The organism is Caballeronia sp. AZ1_KS37, from assembly GCF_023631165.1.
Classification (GTDB): domain Bacteria; phylum Pseudomonadota; class Gammaproteobacteria; order Burkholderiales; family Burkholderiaceae; genus Caballeronia; species Caballeronia zhejiangensis.
The window spans coordinates 191646-206352 of record NZ_JALQDP010000037.1; the positions used below are offsets into that span (position 1 = coordinate 191646).

Genomic DNA, 14707 nt, shown 5'->3' on the forward strand with positions numbered 1-14707 from the left:
GACATGAAGACCTATCGCATTGCAACGATTCCCGGCGACGGCATCGGCAAGGAAGTGGTTCCGGCGGGCCAGCAAGTGCTCGAAGCGCTCGCCAAGTCCACGCAGGCATTCGCTTTCGAATTCGAGAATTTCGACTGGGGCGCGGACTATTACCGTCAGCATGGCGTGATGATGCCCGCGAACGGACTCGATGCGATCCGGGACAAGGACGCCATTCTCTTCGGCTCGGCGGGCGATCCGGACGTGCCCGATCACATCACGCTGTGGGGCCTGCGTCTCAAGATTTGCCAGGGATTCGACCAGTACGCGAACGTGCGTCCGACGCGCATCCTGCCGGGCATCGACGCGCCGCTGAAGCGCTGCAAGCCCGAAGACCTGAACTGGGTGATCGTGCGCGAAAACTCGGAAGGCGAATATTCCGGCGTGGGCGGGCGCGTGCATCAAGGTCATCCGATCGAAGCCGCGACCGATGTGTCGATCATGACGCGCGCGGGCGTCGAGCGCATTCTGCGGTTCGCGTTCCGCCTCGCGCAGTCGCGTCCGCGCAAGCTGCTGACCGTCATCACGAAGAGCAACGCGCAACGTCACGCAATGGTCATGTGGGACGAGATCGCGAACGAAGTCGCCGCCGAATTCCCCGATGTCAAATGGGACAAGGAACTCGTCGACGCCGCCACCGCGCGCATGGTCAATCGTCCGCAGACGCTCGATACGATCGTCGCCACCAATCTTCACGCCGACATTCTCAGCGATCTCGCCGCCGCGCTCGCGGGCAGTCTCGGCATCGCGCCGACGGGCAACATCGATCCGGAGCGCCGCTATCCGTCGATGTTCGAACCGATTCACGGCTCCGCGTTCGACATCATGGGCAAGGGCCTGGCGAATCCCGTCGGCACGTTCTGGTCGGTCGTGATGCTGCTCGAACATCTCGGCGAGTTCGACGCGGCCAAACGCGTCATGCAGGCGATCGAAGCCGTGACATCCGACAAGTCGCTGCACACCGGCGATCTCGGCGGCACCGCGACGACGGCGCAAGTGACGGCCGCCGTCTGCGCGCTGGTCGACAAGCAGGCGGCTAACGCGGCCTGAATCGGTTGCCCGATGACGTTCCGCGAGCGCGTCTATTTCTCCGCGCCGATGGTCGTCACGGGCTGCCATTTCATCGACTTGACCTGATACAGCGTCGATGTCGGGTTGTTCAGATCGCCGAACTTGTCGAACGAGATATTTCCGGTGATGCCGTTGTACTGGATCGTGCGCAGCGTCTCGATGATCGCGGCGGGCTTCACGGAATTTGCCTTCTTCATCGCGGTGATGGCGAGCCACGCGCAGTCATACGCGAACGGCGCGTAGGTGAGCGTCTCCGCGCCGAAGCGCTTCTTGAATTTCGCGGCGAATGCGCGGCCTTCGGGCAATGAATCGACGGGCCGGCCGTATTCCCAGGCCATCGCGCCTTCAGCCGCGTTTCCCGCCGAACTGATGAACACACTGTCGGCAATCCCGCCGCTGCCGACGAACTGCGCGCGGATGCCGAGCTGCTTCATGCGCTTGACGATCAGCCCGGCCTGACCATCGAGTCCGCCGAAGTACAGAAGATCGGCGTTGGCGGCCTTGATGTTCGTCAGTTGCGCATTGAATTCGACGGCCTTGTCGTTGGTGTATTCCTCCGACACGACCTGGCCGCCCGCCGCCTGCACCGCCTTCCTGAACTCTTCGACCGCGCCTTGCCCGAAGGCGGTCCGGTCGTCCATGACCGCGATCCGCTTCGCCTTCGTGACCTTCACGGCATACGTGCCGGCGTTGCCGGAATTCTGCGTGTCGGTGGCGATGATGCGGAACACGTTGTTCAAGCCCTGACGCGTAATCGCGGGATTCGTCGCCGCGGGATCGAGCAGCGGAATGCCGGCCTTCCCGAAGATGGGCGCGGAAGGCAGCGCGACGCCGGAGTTGTAATAGCCGACGACCGCAACGACGCCATCGTCGACGAGCTTCTGCGCCACCTGAACGCCGATGCGCGGATCGCCCTGATCGTCGACGGATGCGAGCTCGAACTGGACCGGCTGTCCGTCGATGCTGATGTGCTGGGCGTTGGCTTCTTCGATCGCGAGCCGCACGCCGTTTTCCAGATCCTTGCCGTTCGCGGCGCTGATGCCGGTGAGCGGCGCGGACAGGCCGATCTTGACGGTCTGCTGCGCGCTTGCAATGAGCGGAACCAGGCAGAGCGCGGACGCCGCGAAGAGGGAAACGAACGTTTTCATGACAGGGCACTCCATCAAGTGAAGGTCATACGCGGTTCGGGCGTTCGCTTAACGCGGGCGAAGGCCGTCATTCGGCTTGTCGTATCGTTTCGGGACTTATTTTCTGTCGAATTCCGGCGGTTCGTATTCGGGGGAAAATACTGATTTCTCCGCGAGCGAACGATTGTTCTGCGGCGCGCCCATCATGAGTCGAGGATTTGCAGATGAATCGGACAGAGAAAGAAAAGATGCTGGCTGGCGAGCTGTACACGGCCAACGACGCAGAAATTCAGGCCGATCAGGCAGCGGCGCGCGCATGGATGGCGCGCTTCAATGGCGCGATGGACATGCCGCTCGCACAGCGGTACGGGTTGCTCGGCGAACGGTTCGCCGCCATCGGTCCGGACTCGATGGTCCGGCCGCCGTTTCATTGCGACTACGGCTACAACATCACGCTCGGCGCGGGCGTGTTCTTGAACTACAACTGCACGATTCTCGATGTCGTCGCCGTGGAGATCGGCGACATGACGCAGATCGCGACGGGCGTGCAGATTCTGACCGCCGATCATCCGCGCGATCCTGCCGTGCGCGCGACGGGCCTCGAACTGGGGCGTCCCGTGCGGATCGGCCGCAATGTGTGGATCGGCGCGGGCGCGATCATCCTGCCGGGCGTGACGATCGGCGATGACGCTTTGATCGGCGCAGGCAGCATCGTGACGCGCGATGTGCCCGCCGGCGCCACGGCGGTCGGGAATCCGGCGCGTGTTCGTCCTGCTGTCCGCGACTAGAAGTCCCGATCGCCGTTACCAGTTCTTCGATGCGAGCAGCGCCTTCACCTGTCCGGCGACGATGGTATAGCCGGCGTCGTTGAGATGGATCGCGTCGGAGCGCAGTGAAGACGGCGGAATGTCGTGGCTGTGATCGATGACGTCCTGAGGAAGGCTCGGATTGTAGGCATTGACGAGCGCAGACTCGACGTCGATGAAATTGTCGGGATACGCCGCCTTCAGGGACGCGTTGAGATCGTCGAGATATTTCGCGACTTCTCCGCCCGCATACTCACCGGTGAAATCGCCCTTGATGATCGAAAGCACCGCGAAGTGCGCGCCCGCGGGCTTGAGCCACTGTACGATGGACTTCACGTCCGCGAGGACGGTCTGTGCGTCATAGCCATTGTTGCGGCCGACCCAGATGATCGCGGTCCATGTGTCATAGCCTTCCGAATCGCCGAGGAATGCCGATCCGGCGGCGCAAGGCACTGCCGATCCGGCGCTGTCCCGCACGAACGTATAGGTTTCGGTCGTCGATGGCGGCCCGCCGTCCGCTGTGCGCTGGAGCGCGCCATGCACCGAGCAGAGCGTGCCCGGCTTGCTCCGAGCGACGTCATCGGCGGGTGTCGAGAGCATGTCGATCGACACGCTCGAAAGATGGACCGCCGTGTTGCCCGCCGGCACGGCGTCGCCATCGACCGTGACCGTCGATGGCAATGCTCCGACGCGCGCCGCGATCTGCGTCGATGTCTGCCCGCCGATGCCGAGATTCGCAAAGGTCCGATTATTTAGCATGCCGGACAAAATTGCCGGGTAGCCGCCGATATCCGATCCGACTCCCTGCGTCAGGCTATCGCCGATGGCAACGATATTCGGCGACGAACCCGCGGGCGTGGCAGCGGGAGCAGGCTCTGAAGCCGGCGTAGGCGCGGTCGCGGTGGACGTGCTTTGAACGCCCGAAGAACTGTCGCCGCCGCCGCCGCAAGCCGCCAGCAACGAAGTGGCGGCCAATGCCGCCAAGAGTGCCTGAATCCGGTTCATGTCTCCCCCAAGTCGACTGGACGTGGTTGTCATTGCCTGCGAGGGTACTGTCATGAAACCGGGGACATGCCGGCCGGACGGAAATCGCCAAGACCTTGTCGGCCTGGAACCTGTCCGGCGCGCGCATCCGCATGTCGCGTTGGGACTAACTGCTTACTCAAACTTCGCGATCGGGCAGCAGCGCCGCAAGCAGCCGCCGCAACTCGAGACATTCCTTTTTCGTCAGCCGCGCGGTGAGAATGCGCTCGACTTCCTCGACGCGCGGACGCAGCGCCGCCAGTTGCTTCTTTCCGGCCGGCGTCAGGAAGAGCACGTAACTTCGCTTGTCGACGGGATCGTCCGAGCGTTCGATGAGACCGTTGCGAACCATGCGCGCGACGAGATCGGCGATCGTCGAACGGTCCACATCGAGTTCATCGCCGAGCTGGCGCTGATTGACGCCTGGCGTTTCGTGCAGGACCTCGAGCGCCGCGTACTGCACGCTCGTAATCTCGGCGGAAACCTCGGCGAGCCACACCGCGACATGGCGCTGCTGCGCGCGACGCACGAGGCTGCCCGTGTATCGCGACAGCGCGCGGTCATCTTCTTTATTCGGCAATTTGATCAGTTCATGAGCGGGTTGAAGCACGCGGAAAGATCGGATCGAAAAAGGCGTTCAGTTCCGCGTACGCGTCCAGGGGCAGGACATGCGCGACGTATTGATCCGGACGGACCACGACGATCGCGCCCCGTTCACGATCGATGCCGCGCTCGTGGAAAATATCAGTCGCCGCATCGTTGGTAAATGCTTTCTCGTAGTCGACCAGACCATAGCGCCCCTTGCGCGGCAGGAGAATGCCCGGCAGTTCATTCAACGCGACGTCGCGATGATCCCGCTGCAACACCGCGCGCAGATCGAGAACGCTGTCCGGATCGGCGCCTTCCGGCGTCACGCGCCGCAGAACGGAATCGGGCGAAGCGCAAAGATGTTCGCACAGCGCATGCAGCGCGCGGCCGTTCCCATCAGCAAACGCATACAGACGCCAGCGGCCATCGGCGCGCGCGACGTGTCCGAGATGCATCGGCTTGGCATCGGCCAGACGAATCACGGGCGACGAGTGAAAGCGCGTGCCGATCGCGAAGCCGCTCGCGAGCGCCTGATGCGTCGGCTCGCCCGTCAGCATGGCCGGACGGTAGCGCGTCGCGACGCCCGCCGTGTAGCGGCCCGCGCGCACGAAGTACGCCTGAAGCTCGGCGGGATCGACGCCGCCCGCTTCGGGCCGGTTCGGGTCTTTGGGCGGTGCGGCCATCATGGCCGACCATTCTTTGTCGAAATCGATGAGCTCCTGCGCGATCGGCTGACGTTCGTCGGAATAGGTGCGCAGCAGGTCGGCGTCGCCGAGTCCGCGCAGCACCGCGCCGAGTTTCCAGCCGAGATTGAAGCCGTCCTGCATCGAGACGTTCATGCCCTGGCCGGCCTTCGCGCTATGCGTGTGGCAGGCATCGCCCGCGATGAACACGCGCGGCTCGCGACTCGTGCCATCGGCAGCGATGGCATCGTCGAAACGGTCCGTCAGACGCTGCCCGACCTCGTACACGGAGAACCACGCGACTTCCTTCACGTCGAGCGAATAGGGATGAAGGATACGTTGCGCGGTCTGAATGATGCGATCGACCTTGATCTGCTTGATGGTGTCGCGATTGTCCGCCGTGACCTCGCCCAGATCGACGTAAAAGCGCACCAGATACCCGCCTTCGCGCGGAATGATGAGCAGATTGCCTTCGCTCGCGGATTGAATCGCGACCTTCAGACGAATGTCGGGGAAGTCCGTGACAGCGAGCGCATCCATCACGCCCCACGCGTGATTGGCCGCATCGCCACGCAGCGTTTGCCCGATGGCCGTCCGCACGCGGCTGCGCGCGCCATCGCAACCCACGACATAACGCGCGCGCACGGTGACGGTCTCGTCGAGCCGCGCCGCATCGGTGCGCCGCAGCGTGACTTTCACCGGATGATCGCCGTCGCCGTCGCCGTCGCCGTCGCCGTCGTCGTCGCGCTCGACATCGACGACTTCGAGATCGTAGTCCGGTTCGAGACGCAAGGCGGAACGCCGCATCACACCCAGCAGATAGTCCTGCACGCGCGCCTGATTGACGATGACGTGCGGAAACTCCGACAAACCTGTTTCGGTATCCTGAACGCGGCCGGTACGCCTGATCGCGCCGCGATCTTCGGCATCGGGCCGCCAGAAAGCCGTTTCGTTGACCCAGTACGCCTCGCGCTGCAGGCGATCGCTCAGGCCGAACGCATTGAACATCTCGACGGTGCGGCACGCGACGCCGTCCGCCTGGCCCATCAAGAGCGGTCCGGAACGGCGCTCGACGATGCGCGTATCGATCGTCGGAAACTGCGAGAGTTGCGCGGCCAGCACGAGTCCCGCAGGCCCGCTGCCGACGATCAGGACATCGACCGTTTCGGGCATGTCGACGCGAGGCGCGTCGCTGGCGGCAGGTTCGATCGTCGGATCGCCGACGCGGAAACCGTCGAGATGAAATTGCATGGTGTCTCCCTCTTTGACTGGATGTCTCGATGGCCTGAAATATACTCCGTACACCAACTATATCAAAGCGATTCCGACGAACTGGATGTTTACCCCTAGATCGGCGCGTCTCGTGCAGCAAAGCATGACGGGTTGCGTCGGCTGGCTCGGGCCGCAGCGTGCGTTATGCGCGCGTGGCGGCATCGACGAATGCGGATATATTCAATTGCGTGGCGGCGGGCGATCGGCTCGTACATCTGATTCGCTCGGATCGGCGACGGCGATCTGGATCGTCAGCCGCACGGGCGGCTGAGCCGCGCATGTGATGGAGCAGCGCACGCAGACTTTCCTGCTGCGTCCGCGGGCGAAGTATGAGATGACGCCGTCATCCGAAAACGCGACCGGTTCGCAGGAATCGCGTGCGGCGGGAAACGATCAACCAAGGAGGCATCCATGGTCATCACGAACTCGCAGTCCGGCACGAACGTCGAGGAAATCGCCGCTGGCGTGTATCGCATCAACACGCCCGTGACGCTGCCCGGCGATGCGGGCGGTTTTTCCTTCAACCAGTATCTGATCGTCGATGACGATCCGCTGCTCTTTCATACCGGTCCGCGCAAGATGTTCCCGCTCGTGCGGGAAGCGCTCGCGAGCGTGATCGATCCGGCGCGCTTGCGGCACATCGCGTTCTCGCACGTCGAAGCGGACGAGTGCGGTTCGCTCAACGAGTGGCTTGCGGCGTCGCCCGATGCCACGCCGCTGTGCGGCACGGTTGCGGCGATGGTGTCGATCACCGATCTCGCCGATCGCGCGCCCGTCGCGCTCGCCGACGGAGAATCGATCTCGCTCGGACGTCATCGCGTGCGATGGATCGACACGCCGCATCTGCCGCACGCCTGGGAGTGCGGCTTCATGATGGAAGACAGCACGCGCACGCTGTTATGCGGCGATCTGTTCACGCAAGGCGGCGCGACGCTGCCCGCGTTGACCACCGGGGATATTCTGGGCCCGAGCGAAGCGTTCCGGCGCAGCATGGATTACTTCTCTCACACGCGTAACGCCGACGCGATGTTCGAGCGCCTCGCGCAACTCGCTCCGACCACGCTCGCCTGCATGCACGGCAGCGCGTGGAGCGGTGACGGCGCTGCGTTGCTGCGCGCATTGGCGCAGAGCGTGAAGCAATGAAACGTCCGACGTCATTCGATATCGAGTTTCGTCAGGCACATTCCTTTCGCCCCGACGACACAGCCCGTCACGACATCGAAACGCAGGCCGTGCGCGGGGCATTGAAGGATATGTCCGTCGAGCCGGCCGTTCGCGAGCGAAGCGCCGTTGTGCGGACATGAATTGTCGATCGCGTGAACGACGCCTTCGATATTGAAGAGCACGACGCTGCGTCCATCGACGAACGTGAGCGTGCGCGCGCCGGTCTGCGGCACGTTCTCCGGCGCGATCGATAGTTTGCGTGTCATCGCGGATTCAATGCCACGGACTCAGGTCATCGCACGGCGTGTGCGCGTCCATCCAGTCGTAGGGGCCGTATGACGCTCCCCACGCCCATGTCCGCGTGGACGTCGAGGTCGACGGGACCTCCGGCTTCGATTGTTCGACGGTGTCGGCGGTTTCGGTCGACGAAGCCGTGTGCAGGCGATCGGTCATTGCGGTTTCTCCTTGAAGTGGCGTGAATTTATCGGCTGATTTCGGTTGCTTGCTGCTCTGATGCACGTCCGCGCAGCGCGTCGATCTTGTCGAGATCGCGTGCATATCTCGCTCTGCCGAGCGCGAATGCGACCATTGCCGCCACGCCGACGAGCGGAATCACCTGTAAGGCGCCCAACAGACCGATGCGGTCGGCGATCGCGCCCGTCACGAGCGGGCCGGGCGCGAGGCCGAGCAGGTTGTTGGCGAGCGTGAGGGTCGCGAATGCGGAGGCGTGGATCGTCGATGGCGTGAGGTTGGCCACCATCGCGCCCGCCGGCCCCGACGTACCCGCGACGACCAGAATGCCCGCGCCGAGCAGCACGAGCTGCAATGCGCCGGGAGCAACGCGGAAGCCGATCGACAGCAGCACGATCGAGATCAGGCAATAGGCCAGCGCCGTGATCCACTTGCGCGACGGCGCGTTGCGGCAAATCTTGTCCGTGACGACACCGCACGCGACCATGCCGATGCCGCCGAGCAGCACGAAGACGGCGGCGCCTGCCGCGGCCTTGTCGGCGGGCATCGCGTAGTAGCGGTTGAGGAAGCTCGGCATCCACGCGATCACCGCGCCCATGATGAAAAGCTGCAAGCCGCTGCCGACGTACGCGCAGACGACGGAAACCGTCGAGAAGAGTCCGGCCAGCAGCGCGCGCAGACTCGTGCGGATGCCGTCCGCCTGTCGCGTGGCGGGTTGCGCGTCGCCATATCGCGCGGCGATGCGCTTGTCGGAAACCGTCAGACGATAGACGATCACGAGCACGATGCCGAAGATCGCCATCGCCGCGAACGAGGCACGCCATCCGAAGTGCATGGCGACGAAGCCGCCGAGCGCCATGCCGAGCACCGAGCCGAACGCACCGCCGGCCATGAACGCGCCGGTGAGCGTGGAGCGCAAGTGCGCGGGGAAAATGCTGAGAATCAGCGCGATGCCGACGCTGCCGTAAGCCGCCTCGCCGAGACCGACGCAGGCGCGCGCCACGAGCATTTCGCCGTAGTTGGTCGCGATCGCACAGCCGAGCGTCGCGAGACTCCAGAGCGTCGCCATCAGAACGAGGCTGCGCACGCGGCCCCAGCGGTCGGCGAGCACGGAAAGCGGAAAGGTGAGTAGGCCGACCATCAGCGCGACGACGCCGCTCAACGAGCCCAACTGCGTGTCGGAAAGGCCCCATGCCTGCTTGAGTAGCGGAAACACCGCGTTCAGCACTTGCCGGGACATGTAGTCCGATAAAAGCAGACCGAAGGTCAGCGCGAAAACGATCCACGCGTATTTGCGTGATTTGGCCGTGGCGGTGTTGTCGTCACACTTCGCCGGCTCGATGCAATGAATATCCAAGATTGTCTCCTCCGATGTCGGGCTTCCGGCAGGACGCGTGAGCATCCCGCCATCGCCGTGGAGTATTGATGTCAGGCCGCGCGCAGCGGCAGATTGACCTGGCCGGCCTTGCGGTTCGGCGCCATGCCGTTGGCGGCGAGCGTTTCGTCGATGGTTTCGTATTGCACGCCGATGCGATAGATCTCGCGCGCTTCCTTGCCGCTCGCGATCTCGCGTCCCAGTTCGCGCGCCACGCGCACGCACTGCTCGATCTGCTGCACCGACGTGAATCGGTTGCCGTGCTGATCGATGATCGTATCCTCGATGCCGCAGCGCGGATGCAGGCCCATCGACATCGCCATCATGTTGAACGGCAGCACGTTCTTCAGCAGCGACTCCGCCGTGAGCGTGCAGCCGTCCGGCGCGCGATGCACGAAGTTGAAGAAGTTGAACGGATTCGGACCGTCGAAGCCGCCGCCGATGCCGATCCACGTCAGATTCAGCGGCCCCTTGTACACGCCCTTGCGCACGAGGCGTTCGAGCGTCTCCAGCGCGTGGATGCCGGTCAACTGGAAATGCGGCTGGATGCCGGACGCCTGCAGACGGCGCAGATGCTCCTCGACCCATGCGGGGCCGGCGGGAACCGTCATTTCCGCGTAGGCGGCCATGAACGCCGGGTTGGAGAGCGAAGTGCCCGCCAGATACTCCGGATACAGCAGCTCCATGATGTTCATCTGCGTCGTGTTGATCGCGACGGTCACCTGATCGGGCTTCGGATCGAGTTCGGCGAGCATGTGACGCGTATCGTCGGAGAGCCACTTGGCCGCCTGACCGTCGTCTTCCGGCGCGAAAGAGATCGAACCGCCGACCTGGATGATCATGTCCGGCACCGCCGCGCGCACGCCGGCGATCAGCTCGTTGAACTTCGAGAGGCGCTTGCTGCCCTTGCCATCGAGTTCCCGCACATGCAGATGGAGAACGGTCGCGCCCGCGTTGTAGCAGTCGACGGCTTTCTGCACCTGCTCTTCCATCGTCACGGGGATATCTTCAGGGAAATCTTCCGGCATCCACTCGGGACCGTAAGGCGCAACGGTGATTACGACCTTGTCCTGGTTTTCGGGGTGCAGGGAATCGTCGAGGAATTGCATGTTCGCTCCTGTGAATTGGATTCGTTGACCTGAACCCATCGTAGTGGAGAGATGTCTCGTGCAACCCTCTCGCGTCGGGAGGGGAGGGCGCGATATTGAGGGCGCGATCTGCAGCCGTTGCCCCTCCCGCCGCGAGAGGGGTTTTGACCGCGCGCTTTCCGTATTCTTGCAACATGACTTCACGCGCCGTGAAGCGGCCGATTACGCGGCTGCCTTTTCGATCACGACGTCCGGAAGCAAAAAGATACGGAGACCTTATGAAACTCGGAAGAATTCCATGCTTCGCAGCGTTGCTCGCGTGCTCAGGCGCTGCGGCGGCACAAGGTTCGGTGACGCTTTACGGCGTCGTCGATGCAGGCTTGCTTTATCAGAGCACGTCGGCCGCGTCGTTCGCGCCGAACGCGCCCAATCTGGGCAAGGTGTATCGCTACAAGGACGGCGGCATCTACGCCAGCTACTGGGGCCTTAAAGGCTACGAAGATCTCGGCGGCGGATATCGCGTCAACTTCAGGCTGCAGGGCACCTTCGATTCGGGCAGCGGCCGCTTCGGTCTGTCCGATACACCCGGCGTGCCCGCGCAGTTCAACCAGTTCGCGACGCTCGGCATTTCCGGCCCGTTCGGCACGTTCAACGCGGGCCGCCAGATCGTGCCGATGGTCTACGCAATGTTCGATACCGACGTGCGCGGCGCGCAGTACTTCGGCAGCATTCTCACCGCGTGGCTCGGCATGAATCAGGCCGCCGGCTGGCCGGGCACCAGCACGAACGGTCCGATCGGCGCGCTGTACGACAGCAACGCGCTCGTCTACGAATCGCCGAAATTCTATGGCGCGTCGCTCGCGCTCGAATACGCGCCGGGCGGCGTACCGGGCGAATTCCAGGGCGGCACGCGCGAGTCCGCCGTGGTCAAGTATTCGAACTTCGGCCTCAACCTCGCGGCGGTCTACTACAACGGACACGATGCGAACCCGCTGCCCGGCGTCGCGGCGACCGGCCTCAACAACAACCGGCTCGTCTACTTCGGCGCGATGTACACGTTCAGCGACATTTCGGTGTCCGGCTCGTACAGCCACGGCAAGAATCCGGCGAACGCGGGCCGCGCGGACTACGACCTCTATTCGGCGGGCCTCGGCTATCGCTTCTCGCCGGTGTTCAAGATGACTTCGGGCTTCTATTACCTGAAGGACAACAACAACTCGACGAATCATTCGAGCGAATTCGCGCTCGGCGCGGAGTACAGCCTGTCGAAGCGCACGCTCGCTTATGCGCAAGTCGGCTATGTCGACAATCACGGCACGATGAACCAGACGATCGTCTATGGGCAACCCGTGGCTCCGGGCGAGTCGACCACCGCGGCGATGATCGGCCTGCGGCACAACTTCTAAGACGATAAACGGAGCAACCATGAAGAAAATCATGTCACGCAATGCGGTGGGCGGCGCAGCGATCGTGATGGCGTCGATGAGCGCCGGCCTCGAATCGAGCCAGTCGATCGCGGCGGCGAGCGCGCCTTCGATGGCCTCGGCCGCGAGCGCGCCTGTCGCGACGCGCAAGGAGAATCGCGCGCTGCGCAAGCTCGTGTACGCGGCGTTCGCGAAGGACAAGAGCATCGATGCGGGCGATATCGGCGTGAGCGCGAAAGACGGCGCGGTGACGCTGACGGGCACCGCGGCCGACGCGGCGCAGATCGAGAAGGCTGCAACGCTGGCGAAAGGCGTCCCGGGCGTGACGTCTGTCACGAACAAGCTGACCGTCCGGCGCAATTTCGCGCAATAACGGAGATTGCATGAGAACGATGGAATACAGCATGGCGACGATCGATGAATTCGTCGGCCAGGAATTGGGCGTGTCGGACTGGGTCATCGTCGATCAGGCGCGCATCGAGGCATTCGCGCAATGCACGGGCGACATGCAGTGGATTCACGTCAACGAGGAACGCGCGAAACGCGAGAGCCCGTTCGGCGGAACGATCGCGCACGGCTATCTGACGCTGTCGCTCCTGGCGACGCTCGCGATCGAAGTCGGCCTCATTCCGCCCGATGCATCCGCCGCGCTGAACTACGGACTCGACAAGGTGCGCTTCATGACGCCGGTGCGATCCGGCAAGCGCGTGCGATGCCGCGTCGTGCTCAGTGCGGTGGAGCGCAAGGACGGCGGACGCATCCTCGTGAAGACGGACAGTGAATTGCAGATCGAAGGCGAGACGAAGCCGGCGCTGATCGCACAAACGCTCGCAATGCTCGTCGCGTAACGGCGGCGCGTGGAAGGAATTTCAAATGATCAACGAGAACGAAGGCCTCACGGCCAGCGCCGCCGACGGCATGCTCGGACCCAACCCGTTCGTCGGATTGCGTGCGGTCGACATGTTTGCGGCTGCGGGACAGATCGGCGCTCAGGCGATGCTGCATCCCGCGTTGCTGATGGGACAGACCGCGGCGCTCGTCCGCGATCTGAGCTCGGCGGTCAACGGCGCTCACGCGCCTTCGCCGCAGCAAGGCGACAAGCGATTCGCCGATCCGGCATGGCGCGAACAGCCGCTGTATCGCACGACGCTGACGGGGTATCTGGCATGGCGCGATGCGCTCGCCGGATTCATCGATCGGTCCGCGCTCGACGATGCCAGCAAGGAGCGCGCGCAGTTCGTGATGTCGCTCCTGACCGATGCGCTCGCGCCGACCAACACGCTCGCGGGCAATCCGGCGGCGCTGCGCAAGCTCGTCGACACGCGCGGTGCGAGCGTCGTCGCCGGCATGCGCAACATGCTCACCGATACGCTCAACAACAAGGGCATGCCTTCGCAGGTCGACAAGCGAGCGTTTCGCGTCGGCGGGAATCTCGCGACGACGCCGGGCGCGGTCGTCTTCCGCAACGAAGTGCTCGAACTCATCCACTATGCGCCGGCGACGCCGAACGTCCGCGCGCGTCCGCAGCTCATCGTGCCGCCGCAGATCAACAAGTTCTATATCTTCGATCTGTCGGCGGGGAAGAGCATCGTCGAATATCTGGTGCAGAGCGAGTTCCAGGTGTTCGCCGTGAGCTGGCGCAATCCGACCGAGGCGCAGCGCGACTGGGACATGGACACGTATGTCGCCGCGCTCATCGAAGCGATCGACGCGGTGCGCGACATCACCGGTCACGCGGATGTGAACCTGCACGGCGCGTGCTCCGGCGCGATGACGATCTCCGCGCTGCTCGGCCATCTGGCGGCGCGCGGCGACAAGACGGTCCACGCGGCCACGCTGATGGTCGCCGTGCTCGACAGCAGCGCCGATTCGCAACTCGGTCTCTTTACGACGCCCGAAGCCATCGAAGTCGCCAAGCGCAACAGCCGCGCGAAGGGCGTGCTGCCCGGCGAGGAAATGGGCCGCGTGTTCGCATGGATGCGGCCGAACGATCTCGTCTGGAGCTTCTGGGTCAACAACTATCTGATGGGCGAGGCGCCGCCGGCCTTCGACATCCTCTACTGGAACAACGACACGACGCGCCTGCCCGCGAAGCTGCACGGCCAGTTGCTCGACATCTTCACGCGCAACCTGCTCAGCGAGCCGGGCAAGCTGACGGTGCTCGGCACGCCGGTCGATCTGTCGAAGGTCGAGTGCGACACGTATGTGATGGCCGGCATGACCGATCACATCACGCCGTGGAAGGGCGTCTACAACACGGCGCGCGCGTTCGGCGGCAAGACGCGCTATGTGCTGAGTTCGAGCGGGCATATCCAGAGCCTCATCAATCCGCCGGGCAATCCGAAGGCGAAGTTCTTCCGTAACGACGCATTGCCCGAAGACGCCGATGCATGGTTCGCCGGCGCGCGCCCCGAAGCGGATTCGTGGTGGAACGACTGGCGCGACTGGCTTGCGCAACGCTCGGGCGAACTGCGTCCCGCGCCGCGAGCCCTCGGCAACCGGCGTCACAAGCGACTGGCCGACGCGCCCGGAACGTATGTCAGCGAGGCCTGAAGCGAAGCGTCCAAACGGAAAAC

General features: G+C 63.9%; 16 protein-coding genes. 8 read left to right on the plus strand and 8 right to left on the minus strand.

Features of this window, described 5'->3' with window-relative positions:
* Positions 1 to 3 precede the first annotated feature (3 nt).
* Positions 4 to 1089, plus strand: coding sequence for a tartrate dehydrogenase (locus tag NCS00_RS25270; RefSeq protein ID WP_250437106.1), 1086 nt, complete (start codon positions 4 to 6; stop codon positions 1087 to 1089).
* 32 nt (positions 1090 to 1121) lie between these two features.
* Here the strand turns inward: NCS00_RS25270 and NCS00_RS25275 are convergent, their stop codons facing one another.
* On the minus strand, positions 1122 to 2258 hold the full coding sequence (locus NCS00_RS25275; RefSeq protein ID WP_250441291.1) for a branched-chain amino acid ABC transporter substrate-binding protein: 1137 nt from the start codon (positions 2256 to 2258) through the stop codon (positions 1122 to 1124).
* Positions 2259 to 2461: 203 nt separating this feature from the next.
* On the opposite strand from NCS00_RS25275, the gene NCS00_RS25280 reads away from it, so the two are divergent.
* On the plus strand, positions 2462 to 3025 hold the full coding sequence (locus NCS00_RS25280; protein WP_008347508.1) for a sugar O-acetyltransferase: 564 nt from the start codon (positions 2462 to 2464) through the stop codon (positions 3023 to 3025).
* A gap of 15 nt (positions 3026 to 3040) precedes the next feature.
* Here NCS00_RS25280 and NCS00_RS25285 read toward each other — a convergent pair whose 3' ends face one another.
* The 3 genes from NCS00_RS25285 to NCS00_RS25295 all read right to left on the minus strand — a co-directional run bounded on the left by NCS00_RS25285 (position 3041) and on the right by NCS00_RS25295 (position 6588).
* Complete coding sequence (locus NCS00_RS25285; protein WP_250441292.1) at positions 3041 to 4048, minus strand: SGNH/GDSL hydrolase family protein; 1008 nt, start codon at positions 4046 to 4048, stop codon at positions 3041 to 3043.
* Positions 4049 to 4205: 157 nt separating this feature from the next.
* On the minus strand, positions 4206 to 4646 hold the full coding sequence (locus tag NCS00_RS25290; RefSeq protein WP_033536433.1) for a MarR family winged helix-turn-helix transcriptional regulator: 441 nt from the start codon (positions 4644 to 4646) through the stop codon (positions 4206 to 4208).
* A gap of 10 nt (positions 4647 to 4656) precedes the next feature.
* The gene (locus NCS00_RS25295; protein WP_250441293.1) at positions 4657 to 6588 is read right to left on the minus strand and encodes an FAD-binding monooxygenase; all 1932 of its coding nucleotides are present in this window, start codon (positions 6586 to 6588) and stop codon (positions 4657 to 4659) included.
* Positions 6589 to 6673: 85 nt separating this feature from the next.
* On the opposite strand from NCS00_RS25295, the gene NCS00_RS25300 reads away from it, so the two are divergent.
* On the plus strand, positions 6674 to 6880 hold the full coding sequence (locus NCS00_RS25300) for a hypothetical protein (protein ID WP_033536413.1): 207 nt from the start codon (positions 6674 to 6676) through the stop codon (positions 6878 to 6880).
* A gap of 140 nt (positions 6881 to 7020) precedes the next feature.
* Entirely contained in the window at positions 7021 to 7752 is a 732-nt protein-coding gene (locus NCS00_RS25305) for an oxygen-binding di-iron domain-containing protein (RefSeq protein ID WP_250441294.1), read from the plus strand.
* Positions 7753 to 7763: 11 nt separating this feature from the next.
* Here NCS00_RS25305 and NCS00_RS25310 read toward each other — a convergent pair whose 3' ends face one another.
* From NCS00_RS25310 to NCS00_RS25325, 4 genes are all read right to left on the minus strand, one after another.
* Complete coding sequence (locus tag NCS00_RS25310; protein WP_250441295.1) at positions 7764 to 8039, minus strand: Rieske (2Fe-2S) protein; 276 nt, start codon at positions 8037 to 8039, stop codon at positions 7764 to 7766.
* 7 nt (positions 8040 to 8046) lie between these two features.
* Positions 8047 to 8226 (minus strand): hypothetical protein, encoded by a 180-nt coding sequence (locus NCS00_RS25315; protein ID WP_033536412.1) that lies wholly within the window; start codon positions 8224 to 8226, stop codon positions 8047 to 8049.
* Between the two features lie 28 nt (positions 8227 to 8254).
* A complete protein-coding gene (locus NCS00_RS25320) occupies positions 8255 to 9601 on the minus strand; it encodes an MFS transporter (protein WP_008347520.1) in 1347 nt (448 codons plus the stop codon).
* Between the two features lie 71 nt (positions 9602 to 9672).
* A complete protein-coding gene (locus NCS00_RS25325; protein WP_008347521.1) occupies positions 9673 to 10728 on the minus strand; it encodes a beta-keto acid cleavage family enzyme in 1056 nt (351 codons plus the stop codon).
* Positions 10729 to 10985: 257 nt separating this feature from the next.
* On the opposite strand from NCS00_RS25325, the gene NCS00_RS25330 reads away from it, so the two are divergent.
* Genes NCS00_RS25330 through NCS00_RS25345 form a run of 4 tightly spaced genes read left to right on the plus strand, consistent with a single transcriptional unit; the run spans position 10986 to position 14684 of the window.
* A complete protein-coding gene (locus tag NCS00_RS25330; protein ID WP_008347523.1) occupies positions 10986 to 12113 on the plus strand; it encodes a porin in 1128 nt (375 codons plus the stop codon).
* A gap of 19 nt (positions 12114 to 12132) precedes the next feature.
* Complete coding sequence (locus NCS00_RS25335; protein WP_008347525.1) at positions 12133 to 12504, plus strand: BON domain-containing protein; 372 nt, start codon at positions 12133 to 12135, stop codon at positions 12502 to 12504.
* Positions 12505 to 12514: 10 nt separating this feature from the next.
* Entirely contained in the window at positions 12515 to 12979 is a 465-nt protein-coding gene (locus NCS00_RS25340) for a MaoC family dehydratase (RefSeq protein WP_033536411.1), read from the plus strand.
* A gap of 25 nt (positions 12980 to 13004) precedes the next feature.
* Positions 13005 to 14684, plus strand: a complete 1680-nt coding sequence (locus NCS00_RS25345; protein WP_175980511.1) for an alpha/beta fold hydrolase — start codon at positions 13005 to 13007, stop codon at positions 14682 to 14684.
* Positions 14685 to 14707: the final 23 nt, after the last annotated feature.

What these genes read in the sequence shown, in the direction of transcription:
- NCS00_RS25270 (WP_250437106.1), top strand. Translation starts at nt 4, where the DNA reads ATGAAGACCTATCGCATTGCAACGATTCCCGGCGACGGCATCGGCAAG.
- NCS00_RS25275 (WP_250441291.1), bottom strand. Translation starts at nt 2,258, where the DNA reads ATGAAAACGTTCGTTTCCCTCTTCGCGGCGTCCGCGCTCTGCCTGGTT.
- NCS00_RS25280 (WP_008347508.1), top strand. Translation starts at nt 2,462, where the DNA reads ATGAATCGGACAGAGAAAGAAAAGATGCTGGCTGGCGAGCTGTACACG.
- NCS00_RS25285 (WP_250441292.1), bottom strand. Translation starts at nt 4,048, where the DNA reads ATGAACCGGATTCAGGCACTCTTGGCGGCATTGGCCGCCACTTCGTTG.
- NCS00_RS25295 (WP_250441293.1), bottom strand. Translation starts at nt 6,588, where the DNA reads ATGCAATTTCATCTCGACGGTTTCCGCGTCGGCGATCCGACGATCGAA.
- NCS00_RS25300 (WP_033536413.1), top strand. Translation starts at nt 6,674, where the DNA reads ATGTTTACCCCTAGATCGGCGCGTCTCGTGCAGCAAAGCATGACGGGT.
- NCS00_RS25305 (WP_250441294.1), top strand. Translation starts at nt 7,021, where the DNA reads ATGGTCATCACGAACTCGCAGTCCGGCACGAACGTCGAGGAAATCGCC.
- NCS00_RS25310 (WP_250441295.1), bottom strand. Translation starts at nt 8,039, where the DNA reads ATGACACGCAAACTATCGATCGCGCCGGAGAACGTGCCGCAGACCGGC.
- NCS00_RS25315 (WP_033536412.1), bottom strand. Translation starts at nt 8,226, where the DNA reads ATGACCGATCGCCTGCACACGGCTTCGTCGACCGAAACCGCCGACACC.
- NCS00_RS25325 (WP_008347521.1), bottom strand. Translation starts at nt 10,728, where the DNA reads ATGCAATTCCTCGACGATTCCCTGCACCCCGAAAACCAGGACAAGGTC.
- NCS00_RS25330 (WP_008347523.1), top strand. Translation starts at nt 10,986, where the DNA reads ATGAAACTCGGAAGAATTCCATGCTTCGCAGCGTTGCTCGCGTGCTCA.
- NCS00_RS25335 (WP_008347525.1), top strand. Translation starts at nt 12,133, where the DNA reads ATGAAGAAAATCATGTCACGCAATGCGGTGGGCGGCGCAGCGATCGTG.
- NCS00_RS25340 (WP_033536411.1), top strand. Translation starts at nt 12,515, where the DNA reads ATGAGAACGATGGAATACAGCATGGCGACGATCGATGAATTCGTCGGC.
- NCS00_RS25345 (WP_175980511.1), top strand. Translation starts at nt 13,005, where the DNA reads ATGATCAACGAGAACGAAGGCCTCACGGCCAGCGCCGCCGACGGCATG.